General features: G+C 36.0%; 21 protein-coding genes and 5 pseudogenes. 2 read left to right on the top strand and 24 right to left on the bottom strand.

Going from position 1 to position 22,873, the window contains the following annotated elements:
• Positions 1–7 precede the first annotated feature (7 nt).
• The 23 genes and pseudogenes from C7437_RS15270 to C7437_RS15160 all read right to left on the bottom strand — a co-directional run bounded on the left by C7437_RS15270 (position 8) and on the right by C7437_RS15160 (position 20,267).
• Positions 8–646, bottom strand: a complete 639-nt coding sequence (locus C7437_RS15270; RefSeq protein WP_111440876.1) for a precorrin-2 dehydrogenase/sirohydrochlorin ferrochelatase family protein — start codon at positions 644–646, stop codon at positions 8–10.
• Complete coding sequence (locus tag C7437_RS15265) at positions 627–1,379, bottom strand: sirohydrochlorin chelatase (protein WP_111440875.1); 753 nt, start codon at positions 1,377–1,379, stop codon at positions 627–629. Before C7437_RS15265 ends, C7437_RS15270 begins: the two co-directional genes overlap by 20 nt.
• Before the next feature lie 22 nt (positions 1,380–1,401).
• Positions 1,402–2,181: a uroporphyrinogen-III C-methyltransferase gene (gene cobA, locus C7437_RS15260; protein WP_111440874.1), complete on the bottom strand. Its 780-nt coding sequence runs from the start codon at positions 2,179–2,181 to the stop codon at positions 1,402–1,404.
• 4 nt (positions 2,182–2,185) lie between these two features.
• Positions 2,186–3,013: a uroporphyrinogen-III synthase gene (locus tag C7437_RS15255; protein ID WP_111440873.1), complete on the bottom strand. Its 828-nt coding sequence runs from the start codon at positions 3,011–3,013 to the stop codon at positions 2,186–2,188.
• Positions 3,014–3,145: 132 nt separating this feature from the next.
• The gene (locus C7437_RS15250; protein WP_111440872.1) at positions 3,146–4,027 is read right to left on the bottom strand and encodes a formate/nitrite transporter family protein; all 882 of its coding nucleotides are present in this window, start codon (positions 4,025–4,027) and stop codon (positions 3,146–3,148) included.
• Between the two features lie 21 nt (positions 4,028–4,048).
• Positions 4,049–4,378: a nitrite reductase small subunit NirD gene (gene nirD / locus C7437_RS15245; RefSeq protein ID WP_111440871.1), complete on the bottom strand. Its 330-nt coding sequence runs from the start codon at positions 4,376–4,378 to the stop codon at positions 4,049–4,051.
• A gap of 21 nt (positions 4,379–4,399) precedes the next feature.
• Positions 4,400–6,811 (bottom strand): nitrite reductase large subunit NirB, encoded by a 2,412-nt coding sequence (nirB, locus tag C7437_RS15240; protein ID WP_111440870.1) that lies wholly within the window; start codon positions 6,809–6,811, stop codon positions 4,400–4,402.
• A gap of 1,481 nt (positions 6,812–8,292) precedes the next feature.
• A complete protein-coding gene (locus C7437_RS15230; protein WP_111440869.1) occupies positions 8,293–9,405 on the bottom strand; it encodes a GerAB/ArcD/ProY family transporter in 1,113 nt (370 codons plus the stop codon).
• Between the two features lie 84 nt (positions 9,406–9,489).
• Complete coding sequence (locus C7437_RS15225) at positions 9,490–9,714, bottom strand: hypothetical protein (protein ID WP_111440868.1); 225 nt, start codon at positions 9,712–9,714, stop codon at positions 9,490–9,492.
• Between the two features lie 5 nt (positions 9,715–9,719).
• The gene (locus tag C7437_RS15220; protein WP_111440867.1) at positions 9,720–10,910 is read right to left on the bottom strand and encodes a Ger(x)C family spore germination protein; all 1,191 of its coding nucleotides are present in this window, start codon (positions 10,908–10,910) and stop codon (positions 9,720–9,722) included.
• Between the two features lie 2 nt (positions 10,911–10,912).
• Positions 10,913–12,448, bottom strand: coding sequence for a spore germination protein (locus tag C7437_RS15215; protein WP_245909309.1), 1,536 nt, complete (start codon positions 12,446–12,448; stop codon positions 10,913–10,915).
• 107 nt (positions 12,449–12,555) lie between these two features.
• A pseudogene (locus C7437_RS15210) lies at positions 12,556–12,964 on the bottom strand (alpha/beta hydrolase); the annotation flags it as partial.
• A 125-nt stretch (positions 12,965–13,089) separates the two neighbouring features.
• Positions 13,090–13,251: pseudogene (locus C7437_RS15205) on the bottom strand (flavin reductase family protein); the annotation flags it as partial.
• Positions 13,252–13,521: 270 nt separating this feature from the next.
• Positions 13,522–13,746: pseudogene (gene cas2, locus C7437_RS15200) on the bottom strand (CRISPR-associated endonuclease Cas2).
• Positions 13,746–14,594 (bottom strand): type I-C CRISPR-associated protein Cas7/Csd2, encoded by an 849-nt coding sequence (cas7c, locus tag C7437_RS15195; RefSeq protein ID WP_111440865.1) that lies wholly within the window; start codon positions 14,592–14,594, stop codon positions 13,746–13,748. Before cas7c ends, cas2 begins: the two are co-directional and overlap by 1 nt.
• A gap of 3 nt (positions 14,595–14,597) precedes the next feature.
• Positions 14,598–16,517, bottom strand: coding sequence for a type I-C CRISPR-associated protein Cas8c/Csd1 (cas8c, locus tag C7437_RS15190; RefSeq protein WP_111440864.1), 1,920 nt, complete (start codon positions 16,515–16,517; stop codon positions 14,598–14,600).
• Positions 16,518–17,243, bottom strand: coding sequence for a type I-C CRISPR-associated protein Cas5c (gene cas5c, locus C7437_RS15185; RefSeq protein ID WP_111440863.1), 726 nt, complete (start codon positions 17,241–17,243; stop codon positions 16,518–16,520). It lies immediately after the preceding gene.
• Between the two features lie 21 nt (positions 17,244–17,264).
• Positions 17,265–17,615: a DEAD/DEAH box helicase gene (locus C7437_RS15180; RefSeq protein ID WP_245909310.1), complete on the bottom strand. Its 351-nt coding sequence runs from the start codon at positions 17,613–17,615 to the stop codon at positions 17,265–17,267.
• Positions 17,585–17,725, bottom strand: a complete 141-nt coding sequence (locus C7437_RS17015; RefSeq protein WP_170122390.1) for a hypothetical protein — start codon at positions 17,723–17,725, stop codon at positions 17,585–17,587. The genes C7437_RS15180 and C7437_RS17015 overlap by 31 nt, the downstream gene beginning before the upstream one ends.
• 18 nt (positions 17,726–17,743) lie before the next feature.
• Complete coding sequence (locus C7437_RS17365) at positions 17,744–17,878, bottom strand: hypothetical protein (protein WP_281269979.1); 135 nt, start codon at positions 17,876–17,878, stop codon at positions 17,744–17,746.
• Positions 17,879–18,005: 127 nt separating this feature from the next.
• Positions 18,006–18,473, bottom strand: coding sequence for a CRISPR-associated endonuclease Cas3'' (locus tag C7437_RS15175; protein WP_111440861.1), 468 nt, complete (start codon positions 18,471–18,473; stop codon positions 18,006–18,008).
• 806 nt (positions 18,474–19,279) lie between these two features.
• Complete coding sequence (locus C7437_RS15165) at positions 19,280–19,522, bottom strand: hypothetical protein (protein WP_111440860.1); 243 nt, start codon at positions 19,520–19,522, stop codon at positions 19,280–19,282.
• Positions 19,506–20,267 (bottom strand): annotated as a pseudogene (locus C7437_RS15160) (ParA family protein). Before C7437_RS15160 ends, C7437_RS15165 begins: the two are co-directional and overlap by 17 nt.
• Between C7437_RS15160 and C7437_RS17240 the strand changes: the two are divergent.
• Positions 20,264–20,410: pseudogene (locus C7437_RS17240) on the top strand (recombinase family protein); the annotation flags it as partial. The pseudogenes C7437_RS15160 and C7437_RS17240 sit on opposite strands and share 4 nt — an antisense overlap.
• Positions 20,411–20,490: 80 nt before the next feature.
• Here the strand turns inward: C7437_RS17240 and C7437_RS15150 are convergent.
• Entirely contained in the window at positions 20,491–21,399 is a 909-nt protein-coding gene (locus C7437_RS15150) for a DMT family transporter (RefSeq protein ID WP_111440859.1), read from the bottom strand.
• A 445-nt stretch (positions 21,400–21,844) separates the two neighbouring features.
• Between C7437_RS15150 and C7437_RS15145 the strand changes: the two genes are divergently transcribed.
• Complete coding sequence (locus C7437_RS15145; RefSeq protein ID WP_111440858.1) at positions 21,845–22,354, top strand: DUF3231 family protein; 510 nt, start codon at positions 21,845–21,847, stop codon at positions 22,352–22,354.
• The last annotated feature ends 519 nt before the right edge of the window (positions 22,355–22,873 follow it).

The following is a 22,873-nucleotide window of genomic DNA, read 5'->3' as shown; positions in this document are numbered from 1 at the left end:
CAGCAGCCTACGTGCTTTGCTTTGTTAAGAGAGACTTGTTTTTGTACGAATCCAATTCGTCCCATTTAAGCTTTTGAGCATTGTTATCGTGTAGATAGCGTGTGTCCAGGAGTTCCCATAATCGTTCATTTTTCTCTTCAAATGTTATCGGAAGCTGTTTAATTTTTTCACGGCATTTGTTTAAAAATGCCGTATAGGGTACCCAAGATTCATCAAATTGTCGTTCCAATTCCTTTTTCAGTTTACGAGTGAGCTTCGGACTTGCTCCGTTTGAAGTAACCGCAACTTGTAGGTGTCCACGTCGAACTGTCGCGGGAAAGGTTACATTTCCTTCCCCTGACTCATCTACAACACAGACCAACTGGGAAGGAGGGAGAGAGTTTGCTAGTATTCTATTCGCTTCTCGGTCATTGGTAGCTAAGATGACAAGAAAAGCTTCCTTAAAATCAGCAACCATCACTTTTCGCTGAACAATTTTATATTCTTTATCGATACAAAGTTCAAGAACTTCTTCCGAGAATACGGGGGCAATAAAGGTTATATTAGCCTGTTCGGCTCCCAACACCCTTGCTTTTCGGGCTGCGATTCTCCCACCTCCAGCAATTACGACTTTCTTATCAGTTAAATTAATAACGAGTGGTTGCATACTCATCCTCCTTTCCTGTTGCGCGAGCAATGACGATATTACGAATGACTTGATGTCGGCTCAGGCAATCTGTGTGCAAAATTTGATAGCCATTTTTTTGTCTCGATTTCACTTCCGCGTTTATTTCATTCAGAAGGAGCCCTCCAAATAACAGGTAAGGAATGACGATTACACGGTCTTTTGTTTCCTGGGTGATACTTTCAATGCCCTCTTGAAATGTTGGAGTGGTCGCAGCCAGGTAACATAAACGGCTATGCTTAATTCCAAGGCGTTGTTCCAAACCTTTTCCAATCATCGCAAATGCTTCATGAATGACCGGATCACTACTACCTCTTCCTACAATCAAAATGGCTTCTTGCCCGTTCAATTCACCTGCTTTTTCTTTTACTAGCTCAGCAATCGCATCCAAAATCTGATGTTGTACACCAAATGGATCTGCAACTTTTACTTGGACGTTCGGATACTTTTCTATTAGGGGTGTAAGTGCTTCTGGTATATCATTTTTAATGTGACCAGCTGCTAAAAGGAACAGTGGGACGACTGTTATTTCTGTTGCCCCTTTTTTTATACAAAGCTCAAATCCTTCTTCAATAAATGGATGAGTCAATTCTAGGAAACTTATCTCCTGAATGGAGCCATGGGTCTGTTCAATCACACTTTGTAAAAATTGCTTTGCTTCTGCTGCCCCTTTTTTCGAGCGAGTGCCATGACCTACGTAGAGTATCGCTTTCATTATCGACTTCTCCTTTCACCAATTATCCGTGTATAACTGGTAGATGAGGCGCAATTTCTTGATTAAACCAGTTAAGTTTATCATGAAGACGGACCACCTCACCAATGACGATCATACTTGGATTGGAAATGTTCGATTCTTTTACACGCGCCTCAATCGTTTCAAGAGTTCCGATTACAGTACACTGCTCACTTAATGTTCCCCAATGCACAAGTGCAATAGGAGTTTTCGGTGATTTACCATTTTCAATCAAACGATTAATGATATTCGGTAACTGGGAAACTCCCATATACACACAAATTGTATCTACCGCTTTCACTAAATGATCCCATTGATGCTCAGCTTCCTTATCACCAGCTTGATGGCCAGTTACGAAGGCAAAACTTTTACTCAATGTTCGATGGGTAACCGGAATACCTGCATAAGCTGCCGCTGCGATACCTGCTGTAATGCCAGGTATCACTTCAAAGGCTACACCATGTTTCGCACATTCCTCTGCTTCTTCTCCACCGCGGCCAAATACAAAAGGATCTCCTCCTTTTAAGCGGACCACCTCAAGCCCTTTTTTAGCATATTTCACAAGAAAATGGTTAATTGTTTCCTGCTTCATTGTGTGATACTGTGGAAGTTTGCCGCAATAGATAAGCTGAGCGCCTTCCTTCGCATGTTCAAGCAATTCCGCATTGACCAATCGATCGTATAAAATCACGTCTGCAGACTGCAATCGACGCAAACCTTTTACTGTAATTAAATCTGAATCTCCAGGGCCCGCACCAACTAAATAAACAGTTCCAGTAGCCATTCTATTACCACCCTTTCTCATCTTCATTTTTTTTATAGTAATTTGATAGCTCTACAATCATAGCTCCCATTCGCTCATTTCTAGGCATAATGTATCGCTCTACTCCTTCTTCTCTTAAAGTCTCCGCAGTAACTTTACCGATGGCAACAGCTATTGTTCCTTCTTTAAAAGAATGTAAAATATCAGTCAAGCAGCCATTTTTTCTTGCGAAGTCAAAAAGTGATCGAACTTGAATCTTCGTTGTAAAACATACAGCATCCACTTGTTTGTTTAATAGTTCCATACATAAGGTTGCAACTGGCTCTGAATTAGGAGCAATATGCCGATAAGGAAAAATCGTATCTACAGAAGCTCCTTTGTTTTCAAGAAACTTAATTAGTTCGGGTACTGATTCACCATGAAGCTGAACCATTACACGTTTTTCTGAGAAATCTAAGTTTTCTAGAGAACGAATTAATCCTTGAGTGGTTCCGTCCTCATCAACCGCTTTTGGTTTAATCCCTAAACGCTTTAGTACATTTGATGTTTTATACCCTCTAGAAGCCACCTGAGCTTGCTGGATTCTACGTAAGAATGGCTCTTCTACACCAAGTTTCCCAGATAAGTCCAAAAGTGTTTGAATACCAATTCCAGTTGTGAAAATGAGCCAGTCTGTTCCTTCATGAACTAAACTTAACAACGAGGGCTCTACTTCATTTTCCGCTAAAAATACAGTTCCTTGAAGTGGGCGACTAAGTGGAGTTCCCCCCTGCTTTTCAATTAATGTACTTATTTCTACAATTTTACGTGAACCACCAATGACAACACTCTTACCCACTAACCCTTTTAACATTACTAATTCCTCATTCCATATTTGTTAGTAATTTCACATCTTGTAAGATATTCTGGTTAAAAGTTGGTTCAAGTTGTAAACATTATATCGCTCGCTACCAAAGTCACAGTTCGAGGTTTTAGTCTAGGAACATCATTTTGTATATACTTTTCCCATTTGCAGTCCGATCTCTTCATTGTCCTTCTGTTCAAGTTTGTATTCGTTCGTTATTAAACTTTTCTTCTCTATTCCTCGGTGTGTTACATATAGTGCAAGACCAGTAAATAGCAAACCACCTACAAGATTTCCAATTAGCACTGGAATCTGATTCCATAACCACCAATCACCCATCGTAACATTCGCACCGAGCATCATTCCCGCAGGTATAACGAACATATTAACTACTGCGTGTTCAAATCCTTGTGCAAAAAACATTAAAATTGGAAGCCACATTGCTGCTATTTTCCCTATAGTTGATAGTGATGTCATCCCTATAACAACTCCTAGACATACAAGCCAGTTACAAAGGATTGCTTTTACAAAGACAACAAGTACTCCACTAGACCCTAATGCCGAATATGCTAATGTTTTTGCCTCAGCCACGTTGACAATCTTTTGTGCAACAGCATGATCAGCTACGGGTATATTCTCTAAATGGGTAGCTGAAATCACATATAATAATGCATAAAGAGAAGCACCTATTAGATGACCAACAATAACCCAGAAAAAGTTAGTCAGCATTTCCTTCACAGTTGCTTTCTTTTCCGAAACGGCCAATGGCACTAAAGCGAAACTTCCAGTAACAAGTTCTAAACCAAGAAGAATGACTAGGACAAAACAAGCAGGGAAAAGAAGCGCGCCTATAATCCCCAATTGCGTTTGCGTTTCTGCAGTAAATGCTAGAGTGGTTCCAGCTCCAAGCAACGCTCCAGCTATTCCCCCTCTTATTAATAAGTCTTGAATAGATAACTTAGCTTTTATAGCACCTGATTGAACCATACTTTCTATTACTTGATCCGGCTTTATATAAGACATCTGATTCCTCCTTCTTAGTAATTATTTTTCTATTAAGAGATATACATCATTGTCTTCTACTTCCACTTTATAAGTTTTTACACAACCAATGTCAGGTCCTTGAGCTTTCCCGTCACAGGTGCTAATTTTCCAGTCGTGCATTGGGCAAAATACAAGTTCCCCACTTACTATTCCTTCAGAAAGTACGCCACCTTTATGCGGACAGCGATTTTCGATTGCTTTTATATTCCCGTTTGCAAGTTTAAAAATGGCTATTTCTAAGTTACCTTCCCCTACATGGACTCTTCTCCCTAAATTTTCCGGAAGTTCATCAAACTTCGCTACACAAATTCTATTTAATAGTTGTTCCATTTTTCATCCTCCTGTATAAGATTAGTTTGAACCTGCAGGTATATTCACATTTTGATAAAGATCTCTTACCATTGTTTCGCTTTCTAATACTTCTTTCCAACCATCTTGAACAATCGACAAGGACTCATCCATTCTTTGATTCAACTCTTTGAACATCTTTTCATCTGAAAGATAGGTCTGGATATGTTCAATTCCCAACCTTTCAACCCATACCGATGTGCGATCTAAGTAGTTTGCCGTTTCACGGTAGTATTGAAGGAATGCTGCTGTCATTTCTATTACTTCTTCTTCCGTTTTCACTTTGGCAAGAAGATCCGCTTGGCGCATATGAGTACCGGCATTCCCACCGACATATATCTCATACTCTCCGTCGAGCCCAATCACTCCGACATCTTTAATACCACCTTCAGCACAGTTCCTTGGGCAAGCTGACACACTCATTTTCACTTTGTGCGGTGCATTCATTCCTTCAAATTTCTTCTCCATTTTAGTTCCTAATCCAATAGAATCAGAGGTTCCAAATCGACAGAAATCGGCTCCAACACAGGTTTTCACTGTTCGTAACCCTTTTGAATATGCAGCACCAGATGGCATATCCAGCTCAGCCCAAATACTTGGCAAATCCTCTTTTTTAACCCCTAGCAAATCAATACGTTGTCCTCCAGTTACTTTAATCAGTTTCACATCATATTTATCAGCTACATCCGCAATCTTACGTAAGTCCGTTGAATTAGTTACACCTCCATACATACGAGGGACAACTCCATACGTACCATCCTTTTGAATATTGGCACGCAACCTTTCATTAACATATCTCGATTCTTTTTCATCTTTATACTCAAGCGGATTGAGCATTCCCAAGTAGTAGTTCAAAGCAGGTCGACATTTTGAACAGCCCTCTTCCGACTTCCAACCAAGAACATGCATAACTTCTCTTGTATGCGACAATCCCTTATCCTTAATTTCTTCGATTACTTCATCTTTGGATAAAGTTGTACATCCGCAAATGGATTCTTTTTGGTTTTGTTCAAATGCATCACCTACTGTATATGCCAATAAATCAGTAACAAGAGACCTACAACCTCCACACGATCTTGATGCGTTTGTACATCCTTTAACTTGTTCAAACGTCGTCAAACCTTGAGTGTTAATCGCTTCAACGATGGAACATTTCGTTACACCATTACAACCACAAATGATTTCTTCATCCGGCATTGATGCAATGAGATCCAAACCAGTTTCTTCTGAGCGAGCATTATCCATGTATTCTTCAATTGCTGCCTTTTTGTTGATTAAGCTTAATAAACGAGTACCATCTTGCGTGTCTCCGAACAAAACCGCACCAGTAATTTTCCCTTCTTTTACAAGTACCTTCTTATAAACTCCAAGCCAATCATCAAATACTCTTACCGATTTAGTATCTTCATCTTCATTGATTTCTCCTGCAGAAAACACATCCACACCGGATACCTTCAACTGGGTAGATAAAACAGAGCCCTGATAACCTTCACTATCTATACCACAAATTCGTTTGGCCATTTCTAGTCCTTGTTGATACAGTGGTGCAACGAGTCCATACACCATTTCTCTATGTTCTGCACATTCACCGACTGCGAACACATTTGGTACAGTTGTTTCTAAGTAATCGTTAACAATAATTCCCCGGTTGACTTGGATACCACTTTCATTTGCCAACGTCACATTCGGTTTGATTCCAACAGCCATAACGACTAAATCAGCTTTGACCTCTTCACCATCTTTAAATTTCAAACCTTCAACACGATCTAGACCCGTTATTTCAGCAGACTGTTTTTCTAACAAAAAATTCATTCCTTGATTTTCTAATTCTTTTTGCAACATTTTTCCAGCCGTTTTATCCAACTGACGCTCCATTAAACAATCAGAAAGATGGACAACATCTACTTGCATCCCTAAATTAAGTAGTCCTCTTGCAGCTTCCAAACCTAATAATCCACCACCAATAACGACTGCTTTCTTATAGTTTTCAGAAGCACTAATCATTAGTTCACAGTCTTTGATATTACGGAAAGCAGTTACTCCTTCTTTATCTATTCCTGGTAGTGGTAACATAAATGGATCTGAACCAGTAGCCATAATCAATTTATCGTATTTCACTTGACGTTTTTTATCTGTTGATACTATTTGATTGTCTGTATCAATTTCAATTACTGTTTCTCCTGGGTATAACAAAATTCCGTTTTCTTCATACCATTCCCAAGTATTAAGTGTAATGTCCGCTACTTCCGTATCTCCCTGAAGAACTTTCGACAATTGAATCCGATTATAGTTTGGATAAGGTTCACTTCCAAAAACCGTTATTTTAAACCGATTAGGTGCCAATTTCAATATTTCCTCTACCGCTCGAATTCCTGCCATACCATTACCAATAAGTACAATTTTTTGTTTTTTCATGTCATAAATCCCCCCAAAAATGTATTAGTTATTCAAATAAATATATTTCATAAGAAAATTGGTTTCTACAGCAACGTCTTCGGTTTTTGCTTCCCCATTCCAGAAGTAGATAATACTTAACTATCGGATACCAAATCAGAAAATTTCATTTGTTTCAAATTATCTGTAAATTACATTTTTAAATATAGCACATTAATTTCTGTTTGTCATTAAAATATGTAAGGAAACCTAACACCGTTTAATAAAAATAAAGATTTTTATTATTAATTTTGGTATTATTTTACTTTTTTAATCTAATTAGTTACTTTAAATTCATTATAATGACAGAAAACCTAACGTTTGTTTTTTATAATAAAATTCAAAAAACCACCTTAGGCCATCCATTTTTGGATCACCTAAGGTGGTTTTTTGAATTAGTACTCTCCCATCTTTAAAAATTACTAGTCGATGAACAGCGATTGAAAAGAAAACATGTATGGATTTTGTTCAATTTATAGTTATTTCGTTTCCATCTTCAAATTATCTTTTAAATTTTTTAATAATCAAACAATCGGTCTTTTTTTAACCATTTGTCCCTTTCTCCCTTTGCTTGAAAGAGGGTTACTGGTGAACGATCAGTTCCTCCTTTCATTTGACGATACCTCACCGGGCACAACAACTTGGGCTGATACTAGATATTCATCAACAACTTTATCCACCCCAAGTGCCATTTTTATGGCTAGCTCATTGAGCTCTTTTTTTCCCAACAACCAGTAAGAAAAAGGAAAGTAACGTAATCAGTTGCTGATTGAAGAATACAAAGAAAAAAATGATACTTAAAGTGGTCTAGTAGAGCAATACAAAGGCTATGCCTCGGAAAACAATGAACTGAAGGCACAATTAAATAATCTCCAAGTTGGTGCAAAGGAACAACTCGCAGATATACAATCACTAGTTGACGCATTTGAGAAAAAAGCTACAAGAGCGGAAGAAACTGTGGAAGGTTAGAAACAGCACCATTCTTAAGTAATTCAAATGCTTGAGGATAAATAAGACTTAGAACGAGAGAAAGCGATCGTTGAATTGGAACGTACATACCAAACAAAAAATGTAGAACTGAACGATCAATATAACAAAAAATAAGATCCTTGTATAATGAATTAGCAGAAGCACGTAAAACAAACGATGCACTCCGCCAATCAAATGACGTTGAAAACAAGGAGTTAATAAAATAATTGGACATTATTTACTTTTAGACCTTTCCGATAATTTGAACACACCCAGATTTAAGTGAGACTTTAAAACCTTAGAGATCTAATGTTTAAGTTGCCTTTTTTTACAACACACGAAAAGAGCTCAAATTTGCACATGAATTGGGTTCTTTTTCATAAAAAAGGATAATAACTACCAAAATGACGTTGTATCCTTTTTATATAATAAGTTTACTCAGCTACTCTTTTGTATTTAAAAAGTAAACAGTTATTATAAATGTCTTATTCTATTCATGAGTGGTCAGGATCTTTTTTCAATTTTTTCTTTCGCATCATATATACAGCTACTAGCAAAAGCGGGAAAAATAGTCCGATAACCAATGAAAATGATACTGCTGTTTCTGAGTTAAATGTTTGCTGATATACGATGTTAGGAAAAATTATGACAGAAAGCACAACAACAATTAGACCCAAGGGATAAGTTAAAGGACGATAATCCTTCATGTTTAAAATTTGAGATAAGCCAAAAGTGGCAGCATAAAAATAAATGGATACCTTAAAAAATAAACCCATAATCCATAATGTTGCCATTAGTGACTCTATCCGCGTTAAAAAATCTCCGATATTTATCACTTTAGCTAATGCATAGCCCGGATAAATCTGACGAGCAGTTGTATTTGAACCTAGTACAAATATGCATAATAAGGTAATAACTACGATAACAATTCCACCTATTATATTTCCAACAAAAAAGTATTTCCTTGCTTTCTCTACTTCCTTTACATATGCAGGGAAAATTAATAATAAAACAATGGAATTGACTGATGTCACAACTGCTAAACCAAGAGATGATTTAAAAAGTGGATTTATGTTAACTTGAAAAAAAGGCTCTAAGTTTTCTACATCGATTTGTGGAGAAATACTTACTGCTAAAAAGATAAAAAGAAAGAAAAACACAAATATTAAAATTTCAGCAGTACGAGCGATTGTTTCTAAGCCAAGACGAACTGCCATTACCATAATTAGAGCCATTAGTACGTTTAGATATACCATTGGTGTTTTGGGATACAATTGTGTAATTAAGAAAACTCCAGAGTAAGATATTAAGACTGTTGTATAAATTATAGCCATCAATATTACTAAAAAAGATATCATTTTACCTAGTATTCTGCCAAATACTTTTTCGTTTATTTGGATATATGTAAGTTTTGGAAACCACGAAGCAATAAAAGTGAATAGCCAAATAACTACTAAGCCAATTACAAGTCCAAGTATTGTAGCTATCCAGGCATCTTGTTTTACTTGATTAGTTAAAACTCCAGGGATGAGTAAGATGCTAGTACCAACCGCAAAAAATATAACCAAAACCAAAAATTGGAATGAGCTAATTTTACCATTTTGCATCGTATCCCCCCCTTTCTGTAAGCACAGGATCAAATAGGCCTTGGCGTATTTGATCCTGTGCAAGCTCGTCGCAATAAAAAAATTTTAAACACGGATCAAATCATTCATTGGTTTAAAAATGAACGTTAATAAATCTAGAGGATTTGGAATATTTATACCAAAAGCTCGTAATATACTTAAAGTGACTCCTATAATAAGGAGAATCGAAAATACTATTAGTTCTTTTTTTTGTTTTTTTTCTAAAAGTGAAGGAACTTCTATAATAATTATGACAGTCGCCACCAATAAGATTCCTAAGCTATTCAGCATATCCTTTAATCCTTTATATTTTCTTGAATAGGATTATTGACTGTACCAAAATGGCGAATATTCACTTTCGCTTTAACCGTTACTTTTATTTCAGAAAATTCAGTATCCCATTGATTTTTTATCTTTTTCCATTCCTTTGGATTACTTTGATGAATGGCTGCACCAAATCCAAAAATGTCTGATTGAAAATCATTTTGAACTACTTGTATCGTTTCATTTACATTTTTCTCCACTTGTTCTTCGTAAGTTTTCTCCAACATTTTTATCGTTTCCTCTTTTGTAACATCAATTTCACAATCTATTTCTCCTATATTACCGGATATTTGAATATCTATTTCAATTTCTGGTTTTCCATCGACAATTGTATTTTTGAGTTTAGAAGTGAGGCTATCTACATGAACATTCACTTTTCCCCCTTCAGGGCAAGACAAAGTCCCTAGCGTATTCTTTACTTTATCTGTAATAATGTTATATGCTTTTCCCTCTTCATCCGTCAACCAGCCCACTAATTTGTCTTCTTTAAAAACGGCTATGCCATCTAATTTTAACTGTGCGGTAGGAGTGATTGATTCAACATTTTGTTTACTAGATCCACTTTCCTCGTCTCCTATTATGTAAATCCCAGTTAATACCCCTTCCTTTCCTTCTCGCTCTAGATCAACTATTAGATTAGCTAAAGTCACAGCTCTCGTATTGGACAATCTATGTTCGGAGGTATGAAGTATATTAAATATATTATTAGCCGGTATTCTTTCTAAAACTGTTTGAATATTCAATACTTTTTCAGCTGCCGTCTCTTTTGCAACTAGCAGATAGAAATCCGATCTAATTTCATAATACCTTGATAGATAATCTAAAATACTTGCAATTCCTTCTTGCGCCATTGATTCACCTATCACCACTATTTGTAGATGACCAAAATATCCAGTGCGAGGAGAGACTAATGCCAAATTCCGAATTGCGTCATTCATTGTAGCTCCCTTTGCTTGAAAGAGAGTTACTGGTGATTGACCAGCTCCTCCTTTCATCGAAGACACCTCTCCAGGCACAACAACTTGAGCAGATACCAGATATTCATCATCTATTTTATCTACCCCCAGTGCCATTGTTATGGCTAGCTCATTGAGCTCTTTTTTATCCCAACAACCAGTAAGAAAAAGGCAAAGAATAATTAGAGATAGTATCCTTTTTTTCATAATTAAACATCAGCTCCCTTTTTGTCCTTTCTAGTAGGTGCCGAATATTTCTGCCTATCACTATTTTTTGAAATATATTTGGGTCGGCTAAGTAATTTCCATATAGGCATACGAATGAATGTATCCTTTTGTCCAGATGCACTATATGGAGCTATAGGAGCCATATATGGAACACCAAAAGAACTTAAACTAGTCAAATGCAAAATAAGTGCAATTAAAGCCACCATAATTCCAAATAATCCAAATGAAGCAGCGATTCCCATAAAAAGAAAGCGTAATATTCTGCTGGCAATTGCAATGTCATATGTTGGGGACACAAAACTAGAGATTGCTGTAATTGAAACAACTATAACCATGGCAGCTGAAATAATTCCAGCTTCTACCGCAGCAGTACCAATAACAAATGCTCCCACAATAGACATTGCAGAACCAATAACTCTTGGCATTCTTAATCCTGCCTCGCGCAAAATTTCAAAAGTGATTTCCATAATAACGGCTTCAACAAATGCTGGAAATGGAACACCCTCTCGTTGAGCGGCTATACTGATAAGAAGTGCAGGTGGGATGATTTCATGATGGAAGGTGATAACTGCAACAAACAAAGCAGGTGCAAGCATTGATATTCCAAATGCAAAAAATCGTAGGAGTCGAATTAGACTACCCATTATTGCACGTTGATAGTAGTCTTCTGAAGACTGAAAGAATTGAACAAATAATACAGGAACAATTAGTACGAACGGTGTTCCATCTACTAAAATGGCGATTCGTCCTTCCAACAGTGCAGCCGCTACAACATCAGGCCGTTCCGTATTATATACCGTTGGAAAAGGGGAGTATTGCGAATCCTGTATGAATTCTTCAATATTTCCACTTTCTAGTATTCCGTCAATGTCAATACGATCCAATCTCGAATGAAGTTCTTTTACAATTTTGTCATCCGCAACCCCATGAATATACATAATAGCTACAGTTGTTTTCGTAAGTCTTCCGATTTCTTTAGATTCCATCCACAAAGATGGATCTTTAATTCTTCGACGAATTAACGCAGTATTTACGCGTACATTTTCAGAAAAACCATCTCGGGGTCCTCTGATAACACTTTGAGCGGATGGTTCAGTGACACCACGCTCAATCACATGTTTGTTACCAATGATTAAACCGTCCGAGTACCCATCAACTAGTAAAATAACATCCCCTGATAAAAGGGCGGTGAATAAATCTTCAAAATTTGCGACATCTTTAATTTCTCCTACGGTCAAAGCATAATCTTTCAAAGCTTTCATTAAATTTGAATTTGGAGATTCCTCATTTTCTGTTTGTGAAATGGATATATCAATCATTAATGTTTCCATAACGAAGTTTTGTAAAGAAGGTGTATTGCTCAAACCATCAATATAAAAGATTCCTACTTTAAAGGTTCCTTCTTTACCGATTCGAATCTCACGAATAACGATATCCGTGCTTTCACCTAGCTTCTTTTTTATATGTTGTATGTTTTCTTGAAGCTCTAAATTTAGTGGAGTCTTTTTCAAAAACATCTCCCTCATTCTTTATAAATATTAGTTCTCTGGAATATTGTTTCCTTATAAGAATTGATTTATGCAAAGCGTACAGAAATTAATATAAACAAAAAAATCATGGGTGTTAAGTCCGGAAGCGGTATACCACGTCTTGGCACCATCGGATGATGTAAAATCGCACCCTTTAAGGCATCTTTAAAATGGAATAGAAGGCTTGCTGGCTATATTTGCTCCATTTGAATAACCGATAGCTACTATATTTTGACGATCAAATTTATATTCCGTTGAAGCTTCATCTAAAAAAGCATTGAGCTCATTTGTACGGAATATTAGATCCTCTTCGTCGAATATACCTTCAGCTAAGCGTTTAAAGAAACGAGGCATTCCGTTTTCTAATACATTTCCACGTACGCTGAGTACAGAAGCTTCTGGATCCACGATATCTGCTAAAGACAATAAGCCATGTTCATCACCGCCAGTGCCATGTAAAAGTAAAAGGACTGGCTTCTCCGGATTTGTTCCTTGTTTAAAAATATGTGCATAATTATTGTTCTCTCCTTTCAAAATGAGTTAATTTTTGTAAACTCATTTCTAATTTATCTCGTCTAAATTCAAGCCACACTGGGAGTTTTAATGACTCGCCTAAGGATTGTAATTCATTACTTCGGTCTTTCAAATGAAATAATGTCACCAATTGTCGCGTAATTAGCGCCAGCTAAACGACTAACAGCGTTTAAACCTCTTGGATCAATTCGACCATTTTCATAAATTGCTTCATCAATATGAAACCGTACAACTTCCCCAATAAATATCCACACTCCCTATGTAGGGAGTGACCGAGTTAGGTATCGTATTCAAAACTATTCCAGAATTTCAATCCACACTCCCTATGAAGGGGTGACTGCGAAAAAAAGTAAAAAATTATTATTTCTTTACTTTTTTCCACCAAAAACATTATCATAATAACTCGTACTACCTAAGACGTTTTTCTAAAAACAGCTTTCACTCATAACGTTTGGTGCGAATCCCCTTATGTTTTTATGTTCACTTATGGTTCGTACCAATAATAAACCATAAAGTTAGTGTATCTTCTATTTTGCACCAACATGTTCTACTTTCTTTTTATAATTATTACCTAGAAGATAATAACGCAAACTATCCTCTTGATGATTGATAATTTCAGCTAAAGTTAGTTAAAGTTGTTTGAATTGTGTTGCATCTAATATGCACTCAAATACTGAGTTTTGCATACGTAGCCCATAACTTTCACAACATTGACGTTGACAAAATTGAAAATGTTGGATGCGCGTCAACATTAAATTCCTTCAAGTTCATAAACACTCAATCCATCAAGTTCATTTAATTGGATTGTCACCTCATCAAATGACTTAGCATCTTCAGGCATGTCAACTTTTAATGAACGATGGACTTTTGCCGATGAATATTGACCTAACTTGGAATTATGCTCCCACCAATATACGTTATGCACTTCAAGAGAACCTTCTGGACGAGCAGAGGATGCATCATTTTCGAATAATGAAGTTAAAGCTTCTTTTAATTGTTCCGCATCCTCACTTTTAAAACCAGTTTTTTCTGCTAATTGCGTATTGATACTGCCTACAAATTTATATACACCAAAATCTACACGGTGCTTCATACCCATCGTGTCTGAGCCTTTTTTATCTCCTGTGACGGAGTTTACACTTTTTGTAATTTGAATGCTTGAGATGTTAATTGGCTGCAAACTAATAGCCGGATGGATTGATACTGGACCACGAACGCCAACAGATAAAGAATCCCCTTTAAAAGCAAACACTTGTCCAAAAGCACGCACATCATACCAATTCTCACTAGCTAATAACGCAAATGAATCCGCACTTCCTTTTTTGTCAGCTTTAATTTTTTTTAGTTCAGGAACCGACTCCGCACGATCATTTAAACTTTTAAAACCATCGTTTGCACGGTCATCTGATTGTACAAAAATAGTTTCACCTAAATCTTGCAAGCGATTTCGGATTTTACGTTTAATGCAAACATCCGATACTTCACCGTAGCCATCATAGTTTTGACGCGGACGATTGCCGTTTAATGGATCACCATTCGGGTTAGCATTGTGTACTGAAAAAATAACGGCAAAATCAACTTTATGATCTAAAATGGTCATGTTTTATTTCTCTCCTTCATCTGTTTTATCTTTTTTAGTGTACAAATCTTGACGTTGACTATAATAACCAAGTAAGTACTTCCCATTTAATGGTTTGTTGTTGAAACTTTCAATTCGAATCGTTGAAGCAATCTCATCTATTAACGTCGAATAATGAATCCCTTTTTCTCGTAACCTCATTTGATAGGGCTGTAAATTCATTTGAATTATTTTCCACGTCCGTTCAGGTTGTCTTGCAAATGCATTCATATAACGTAGGGCATTCGTTGAGTGATTTCCTTCTTTTCCCAAAGCCGAACGTTCTAATACATCTGCTACAGCTAGTAAACGACCAAATAAATAATCACGATCTGTATTTGTCTTATCTAATGCCACTTTGTATCCCTCCTTCTCATATCGTTTTTTCACTAATGAACAGGCCACTGTAAGCGCTCGCTTCCATTCCCATGTTTGCTTGTAAAACTGTGGATTCGATGCACGAACTATAGCACTATTAATAATATCTAGCGGTACTCTTCTCCCATCTAATACACAAGGCATTAGACGTTCTACGACACCTTTTATGACTTTATCATTCGGGTGTGGTCCGTAAGCTGCATGAGCAATTGTATAAAAAGAGGGCGAGCCATAATATTCAATCCACTTATCATCTTTTTTATGCACTTGACGCCAGCTCGCAGAAGTATGCCATTTTAGTATTTTTTCCAAATAATCATTTACTTGAAAATCTCGATAATATAATACGGCTATACGCCCTGGTGTTGCTGCATCAATCGTTAACACATAGATTATTTCATCATCAACTTCTGAAATATTCACCTTTTTTTTAATCCCTGCAATAACTTCCTTATACTGCCTTGCCAATACCTCTTTCGTATCCACATAAGATGAGTCATCTGTTTCAAACTCCATTAACAAACTATTAAAACCCGTAAATGTATCATCAGATAAATCATTCGTAACATGTGGAATATCTGGATTTTTTGATCCCCAAATCAGAAAAACTCGTCCATCAATTGTCTTTCCTTGGCGTTCAATTAACCACTTTAGTGCATTATGTGCTTTTTGTGATACATCATAGCTAATATTAGCTGCTTCAATGCTTTCTTTAAAACGGCCTCGAAATGTAAATCCCGAACTATCATTAGCAGAAATAAGCTTTGCCTTATCTCCTGAATTACGTAACTTATTTGGATGGCGTTCGATAATTGGTGCATTTTCGCCGGAAACATAGCAAATATCGTTTTCTTTTAACTTTGTATTGTAGAAGTTTATATACGCATCAAAAATGTCTTTATTACGCCAGATGGGTTTTGTTATGTCACCAGGTATATGAACATTAAATCGCACAAAGGTACTTTCTTGTTCTCCTGTTAAAACTGAAAAAATTTCTGGCTTATCTTCCATTTTCAAATCTTTCTTTGCGCTCAGTAGCTCCAGTTCATTTAGATATAATATCGAACTAGAAACTAAATCCCGAATGACAGTTCCTTGCTTCACATAATTATAAATTGCTTTTACGTGTTCATGACTATAGGGTGATTCACACCATTCCTTAAGCTGTTGTATATAAGTCGTAAAACCAACTCTTTTTTCTATGTCATTTGTATACGCCACATAATCTCCTGCTACATACATCAACTTATCGTGCAAAACATGCGGTGCAGTAAAGTTTTTGCCAGCTCGACTCCCAGATCCCTCAGTAAAAGGTAAAATAGTGCTAATCTTATTAATCACTTTTGCGTTATTAAAGGTACCATCGAGATTAACCGTCAATTCAACATGTGCAGTTTGAGTGGTATGTGAAATGGGCAGTAACATATATTCAATTATTTTTTGATCTCTTGTTTCTTTCGTGGAAACTATTCCTACTTCATCTAAATTATTTTCATATGTTGAATATAGTGCTCTTAAATAACTCACTTACACCCCTCCTTCTAACTCTTTGCCGACTTCATGGACACTTTGCATCGTTTCACCGAGAACAAAAGATTTCGCTGTCATTTCATGCAATGGACGAACAAGTGTACATTCTTCTGGACGAATAAAATGAATATAGCCATTCTTCATGACAGGCTGCCACAATCTCGTTTCAAGCATATTACGTCCCGTTTCATCTGGATAATTCAACCCATGAACCATTGTGCCAAAATGCATTTCATCAATATCATCGTAGAAACCTGTTCCTTCCCCGTATATACAAGGCTCTACATATGCTTGGCATTCTCTTGTTCCTAAAAAAACATCTCGTCGACCACCCGCTTTTACACATCGTTTTGCAATATTGTGATGCTTAAATTCATTGAAATCATCACTTAAATCTAATCGGTTATGGTTGAATTCAAAATGGGCTTTTACTTGATATTTCGGATCTCTCAAATAGCTATAATGTGCTAATGTGTTACCCCCACTCATGTTAATGGGACGAACACCTTTTGACTCCATTCTGACTGGATTCATTACGCGTATTTCATCAATATTCCACATAATGGATGGTTTCCAATAAATAGATTCCGTAATTCCTTTTATCGCTTGAAACGAAGGAATTTGCATCGTCATTTTTTCTCCGCCAATTTTCATCAGAGGATCTGTAAACAAAGCATAATTTCCATATACTTCAAACTCTATTTGATTTCTAACCTTTGTCACAATAACACCTCCACTTCCAACCTAGTTAAATATCACCAATGTTCTAAATGTATCTAAAAATTGAACCATCGTCGTGAAGATAATCGGAATATCCCAATCGTCCTTAGCAATTTTCAGCTTTTTTATTTGTTGATATTGTTCATAGGACACATTTTCAAAATCATCATTTTCAACTTCATTCATCATGACATTGCTATGATGTTCTAATATATAGTCCTCAGCTTTTAGTATTTGTCGTACTTCCTCTGCATTTTGTTCAATAATGGTTGTATATGGCACAATGTATACGATTCTTTTTTTATTGTGCAACTGCGCATGTCTTAAGGCAAAACGAAGACTCGCTAACGTTTTCCCTCCCCAGTCGGGATGGATAATGTATAAATCCCTGTTGGCAATGCTGCTTTTTCAAAACAATGATCAGACATTTGTTGATGTAGTTTCGTAATATTATTTGGTATAGCATGCACTTGTTTTACTCGCAATTGCTCTTCTAACTTGAATTATAATTGTTCGAATAGTGCGTCAATTATTTTTGTAATGGGCTCAGATTTCTTAACCTCTTCTTCAAATTCTCTTGAATTTCGGCGATCCGCGTCAATCAATGCACTAAATACAAACTTTGTTAGTAGTGCCAATGTCTTTCTCATCAAAGCCTTAGCTTCGGTTTCTGAACTAACTTTCTGTAAAGTTCAATTGATAAATTGACTAAATTCATTATTGGCTTGCTCAATATACTTGAACAAGTACGTCTCTTCGTATACTTCACAAAAAAAGTCGTTCTGCAATACTATACATTTCAATAGGTTTTGTTGGTGTCATCCGATCAATGAACGGGGAATTACCTTCAGAATTAATCATGTCTAGTAATTGTCCATGATGTGAAAAAACAACATTTGAAACAAATTCAATCAATGCTGGCGAGAACTTCGTTTCTTTATTAAAAGTAAGGTGATATTTTTCCATCAAAAATTTCCCACCAACCGTAGAATGATTAACACTCCCTCTTTTTGGTGGATTTAATGGATTTGCATGTGCTTCGCGTAAATAGTTTTGAAATTCATCACTATATTTCCCCATATCATGGAGCATCCCCGCCAATCCTGTCACGTGCGGTATACCCAGTTTCTCTCCAATATTCTCTGCAATCCCTTGCACTTCTTTTAAATGGTCTACTAATAGTTGCTCTGCACCGTCACCTCTTATATGTGCGAAAAATTGTTGATTTTGCATTGGCTCACATCCTTTTAGTATTTAGATTAATAGAAATTACTCTCTCTATCTCTAATTGATATCCCCGAATATAGTGTTTCTTTTAAACTATATAACCAATACTGTTAAGTAAAACCAACTACTTCCATTATAATTATGGACAAAAAGAATAAGGAATAAACCTTAACAAGAGTAAGGCACCAATCGTTTAGTTCAGACAATCCCATATTGTCTATCCCTATATTTTAGAACGTAAAAATGCCACCCTCCGAAGAAGATGACTTTCCCATTTTTGACCACAGTAAAGATAAATCTGCAAGGTTAATATCTTTACCTATAAAGTTAATTGAGCTATTTTTGTTTTAAATAGTTTAATCAAAGCTTCTTCAATTTAAATGTAAATGTTTTTATCCTGAATAACAGATTGCAGCTTTAATTCTTGATGAATATCAGTTCGCAAGTCAAATAAAACAATCTTCCTTTCTACCTTTAAAGAAACGTTGTTTTCTTCTTTTATTACTTCCTTTGTTTATTCTTTTATTCCTTCTGATAAAACCTGCGAGGATGATACTGTTTTTTTATTGTAACCTTAGAAAAAAGATTGCATAAAAAAACAACCCATTCAATGCAATGGGTTGTTTCTGAAAAATTAAAAACAAATGATTAAACAACAAGTAGGTTATTGTATTGTCTTTCCCTATAATTAGAACGTAAAAACCCATTCCCGAAGAAGATGGATTCCTTTTTCTTGACGCTTAATTTATCTTTTTGAGCACAGTAAAAATAACTCTGCAAGGTCAATATTTTCATCTATAAAGTAAATCAAGTTATTTTTGTTTTAAATAGTTCATTAAAGCGTCTTCAATTAAAATGTATATATTTTTGTCCTGAATAACAGATTGCATCTTTAATTCTTGATGAATATCAGTTCGCAAGTCAAATGAAACACGCTTTCTTTCAACTTTTAAAGAAACGTTGTTTCCTTCTTTTATTTCTTCTGATAAAACCTGAGAAGGTGATACTATTTTTTGTTGCCTTTTTAAATCTTTAATTTCATCTATTTTTGACACGTTCTATCAACTCCTTATAAAAATGTATATAAAGCTCTAGAGCTTTATTAAGCTCTTTATTTTCTTTAAATCCATATAACGACAATCGTCCAACGGGAGCTTTTCTCGTAATCACTGTTTGAAATACGAGTTCTGGAAAGTCCTCTGCTATGATTTCGTTAAATGCTTTCGCATCAATTCTTCGCACATCATTCATAGTCCTTAAAATACCGATCACTTCAGTACCACGTATCCCAAACTATTTAGCACTCTCAACTGAATCCATAAAATTAGGTACAGCAGAATAACACCAATTCGAGCATTCATACATGACAACAACAGATTCACTCGCACACAAGGAATTTATTGTTTGCTCACTTAGAGATGGTGGTGTGTCAATTAATATAAAATCATAGTCATCTCTTACTTGTTCCAATAGATTATCCAAAACCAACGTAGGGCTTCCTGAAAAAGGAATGATATCACCTGTATACGTTTTCCCTGTATAAATCCATCTTGCAAAAGTCAAAAGGAAATTGTTCGCCGGTAATAGATCTAAATTTTCATTTACCGAATATAAAAATTCTTTTACATTATTCTGCTGCATCGCTTCAAGAACTGATTTACCTATAAACTCATTAGACGATTGTCCGGACAAAAGCTCTGTCAAATTCCCTTGTGAATCCATATCAATAGCAAGAACTCGATAACCATCATTATTCATTAAATGAGCTAGGATTCCAGTAGTGGTGGACTTTCCACAAATTAGGTCTAAGCGAACGAGACATCTTTATGGATAAACAAAGTGAGAAATATTTCGAAAGAGCACAATACCAATTGCTAAAACGAATCATTCGAAAAAATGATGTACTTTATATTCACTCACTTGATCGGTTTGGTCGGAACAAACTGATAAGTGCAAATTACCGTCTAAAGTGACAGATATCTTAAGCTATGGAAGATAGACAAAACAGAGTGAAGCACATGCTTCACTCTGTTTTGTTAAGTAATTTAGCTTTTTTAAACCTTTTTGGGAATTTCATGGATTTATTTTCGCTAATAAATGTGGAACCTAAAAGCAATGCACCACCTAGCATTTGAACAAATGTCATTTGCTCTTGCAAGATAATAGCAGAAATCAATAATGATGCGATTGGGTCTGCATAGCTTAGTGCAGCGATGCTTTGCCCTTTTAATTTCTGCATACCTGAGAAGAATAACAAGAATCCAATACCTGTGTGTACAATCCCTAAGATTAATATAAATGGAATGGAAGAACTTGATACTTCCAAAATTCCGAATCCCTCCGTAAAGAAAACATATGGCATGAGTAGTATTGTCGCTGTTCCAAGTTGAAGAAAAGTAGTTATTAAACCATCCATGTTTTTGATAAACTTATTTAGAAGCATTAATGAAGCATAGAATACAGCTGCCATTAATCCATAACCAATCCCAATTAAATCATCCAATCTAGATGCACTAACACCACCATTACCAACAATAAATAACATACCTAGCATGGCTACACCAATGCAGATTATTTTCTTAGCTGATAACTTTTCCTTGAGTACAATTGGTGAAAGAATCAGGACAATAACAGGTGCAAAATAGTAACTTAATGCTGCGTTAGAAATGGTCGTATGCTTGTATGCTTGAAATAGGAAAATCCAATTTCCACCCAATGCAATACTCGAAAGTAATAAAACTAAAGCATTTACTTTAACCAATGCCCATGAAATTTTCTTCCTCATCATGAACATGACTGTCGTTAAAAATAAACTGCCAATTAAACCACGTAATAAAGCTATTTCACTCGAAGATAAATCAATGTATCTTACAAATACACCAATTGTACCGAAGATTATCATTGATAATAAGAACTGAATTTTAGATTTCATCGTCTACTCCTTCGAATCTGCGAAAGAGCTTATATTTCGCAGATCCTTAATCTGTTATTAATATAAGCTTATTCAGTGCTGACCTAACAGCTGGAGTAAATGGTGGTGGCGGTGATGTTGAAAATGGCTTCCAAATGTATAGATTTGCATTTGATAATGGCATGATAATTCCCCCTCTTAACAAACTAATTATACTAAATAAAATATCATTTGATAGGCTGGTTTGCCTGATAAAACACCTGCTTCAGCCTTTCATGACAGATCCTCCATGTCAAGTCCTTAACCGTTATCTACGGTTACATGGAAACAATGATAAAGGGTGCAACACATCAGTGTTTTATTGCAGATACTCTTTATAAGGGTAGCGTTAGTTGAATAATCTTTTATACTCTGGACATCCTAGTACCTGTATGAAAAAAATTATGAGTAGTTAGGGAGTGCGATTATGGGAATATTAAGTGGAAATCCAAAGGATGAACCTTTACATTATGGTGAAGTGTTCGGTATATGGACAAATCTGGCTACAAACAATGGGTTGATAGCCGCATATCAAACGTTTGTTAATCACACTGGTGATGAAGATTTAGAAAAACTCATTGAAGAATTTATTAGCAGTATGAAAGATGAAAATAAGCAATTAGAAAAGATATTAAAAGTAAATGGCATCGGGCTTCCTCCTGCACCACCTGAACGTCCGGAAGCTAGATTAGAGGACATTCCACCTGGTGCAAGGTTTTACGACCCTGAAATCAGCGCTTCACTTTCAATGAATGTAGCTGCAGGTTTAGTCGCATGCAGTCAAGCCATGGGTATGTGCACTAGAGAAGATATCGGTTTGATGTATGGTCAAATCCATATGAGTAAAGCTCAACTAGGTGCCAAATTGTTACGATTGAATAAAAGTAAAGGTTGGCTTGTTCCTCCACCACTACATGTAGACTTTCCAGATAAATAATAATAATTCTACGGGCAATCTATATTTGATTGCCCTTTTTAATTTTCTTAGTACATATAATGTGCCAAATGCGACATAAAAACTCACCTTCTCTTCTTCAACAAACCTGTGGCGTTAGTTGAAGTGTAACATTTCACAATGGTTCGCCGAAATCCCTTGACGTTTTAGACGTAAAAAAAGAGCAAAGCATCTAAGCTTCACTCTCTTTCGTTATTTTCAATGGTGTGTCTAACAGCACCGCCGCCAATAAAGTATTCATCAAATATTAAATCTAAAAACTTCTATTTTAAACTTCATCATTTAAGTTCTCAATCATTTTTAGCATGTCTTCTGTCTCCATGAAAACACCCTTACTAGTTTTGTTTCCATTTATTATCACTACCACTGAGTGTAGTAATGTGCCCCTAGTAAGGGTGATAACTTAGTAGCAGCCTTTCCTCCATCGGCATTACCCAACTTCATTGGTACTACGCTGCTATCCGACTCCCTACAACGGCATTTGGCTTCCTTGCTTATTAT

The sequence above is a fragment of the Psychrobacillus insolitus genome, assembly GCF_003254155.1.
GTDB classification, from domain to species: Bacteria; Bacillota; Bacilli; order Bacillales_A; family Planococcaceae; genus Psychrobacillus; species Psychrobacillus insolitus.
This window is presented reverse-complemented; position numbering and strand designations above follow the sequence as displayed.

Excerpts from the sequence above, each read along its gene's own strand:
- C7437_RS15175 (WP_111440861.1), bottom strand. The coding sequence starts at position 18,473 with ATGCAAAATCAACAATTTTTCGCACATATAAGAGGTGACGGTGCAGAG.
- C7437_RS15270 (WP_111440876.1), bottom strand. The coding sequence starts at position 646 with ATGCAACCACTCGTTATTAATTTAACTGATAAGAAAGTCGTAATTGCT.
- C7437_RS15150 (WP_111440859.1), bottom strand. The coding sequence starts at position 21,399 with ATGAAATCTAAAATTCAGTTCTTATTATCAATGATAATCTTCGGTACA.
- cobA (WP_111440874.1), bottom strand. The coding sequence starts at position 2,181 with ATGGCTACTGGAACTGTTTATTTAGTTGGTGCGGGCCCTGGAGATTCA.
- C7437_RS15225 (WP_111440868.1), bottom strand. The coding sequence starts at position 9,714 with ATGCTGAATAGCTTAGGAATCTTATTGGTGGCGACTGTCATAATTATT.
- C7437_RS15220 (WP_111440867.1), bottom strand. The coding sequence starts at position 10,910 with ATGAAAAAAAGGATACTATCTCTAATTATTCTTTGCCTTTTTCTTACT.
- nirB (WP_111440870.1), bottom strand. The coding sequence starts at position 6,811 with ATGAAAAAACAAAAAATTGTACTTATTGGTAATGGTATGGCAGGAATT.
- cas7c (WP_111440865.1), bottom strand. The coding sequence starts at position 14,594 with ATGACCATTTTAGATCATAAAGTTGATTTTGCCGTTATTTTTTCAGTA.
- C7437_RS15215 (WP_245909309.1), bottom strand. The coding sequence starts at position 12,448 with ATGTTTTTGAAAAAGACTCCACTAAATTTAGAGCTTCAAGAAAACATA.
- C7437_RS15250 (WP_111440872.1), bottom strand. The coding sequence starts at position 4,027 with ATGTCTTATATAAAGCCGGATCAAGTAATAGAAAGTATGGTTCAATCA.
- C7437_RS15255 (WP_111440873.1), bottom strand. The coding sequence starts at position 3,013 with ATGTTAAAAGGGTTAGTGGGTAAGAGTGTTGTCATTGGTGGTTCACGT.
- nirD (WP_111440871.1), bottom strand. The coding sequence starts at position 4,378 with ATGGAACAACTATTAAATAGAATTTGTGTAGCGAAGTTTGATGAACTT.
- C7437_RS15230 (WP_111440869.1), bottom strand. The coding sequence starts at position 9,405 with ATGCAAAATGGTAAAATTAGCTCATTCCAATTTTTGGTTTTGGTTATA.
- C7437_RS15145 (WP_111440858.1), top strand. The coding sequence starts at position 21,845 with ATGGGAATATTAAGTGGAAATCCAAAGGATGAACCTTTACATTATGGT.
- C7437_RS15265 (WP_111440875.1), bottom strand. The coding sequence starts at position 1,379 with ATGAAAGCGATACTCTACGTAGGTCATGGCACTCGCTCGAAAAAAGGG.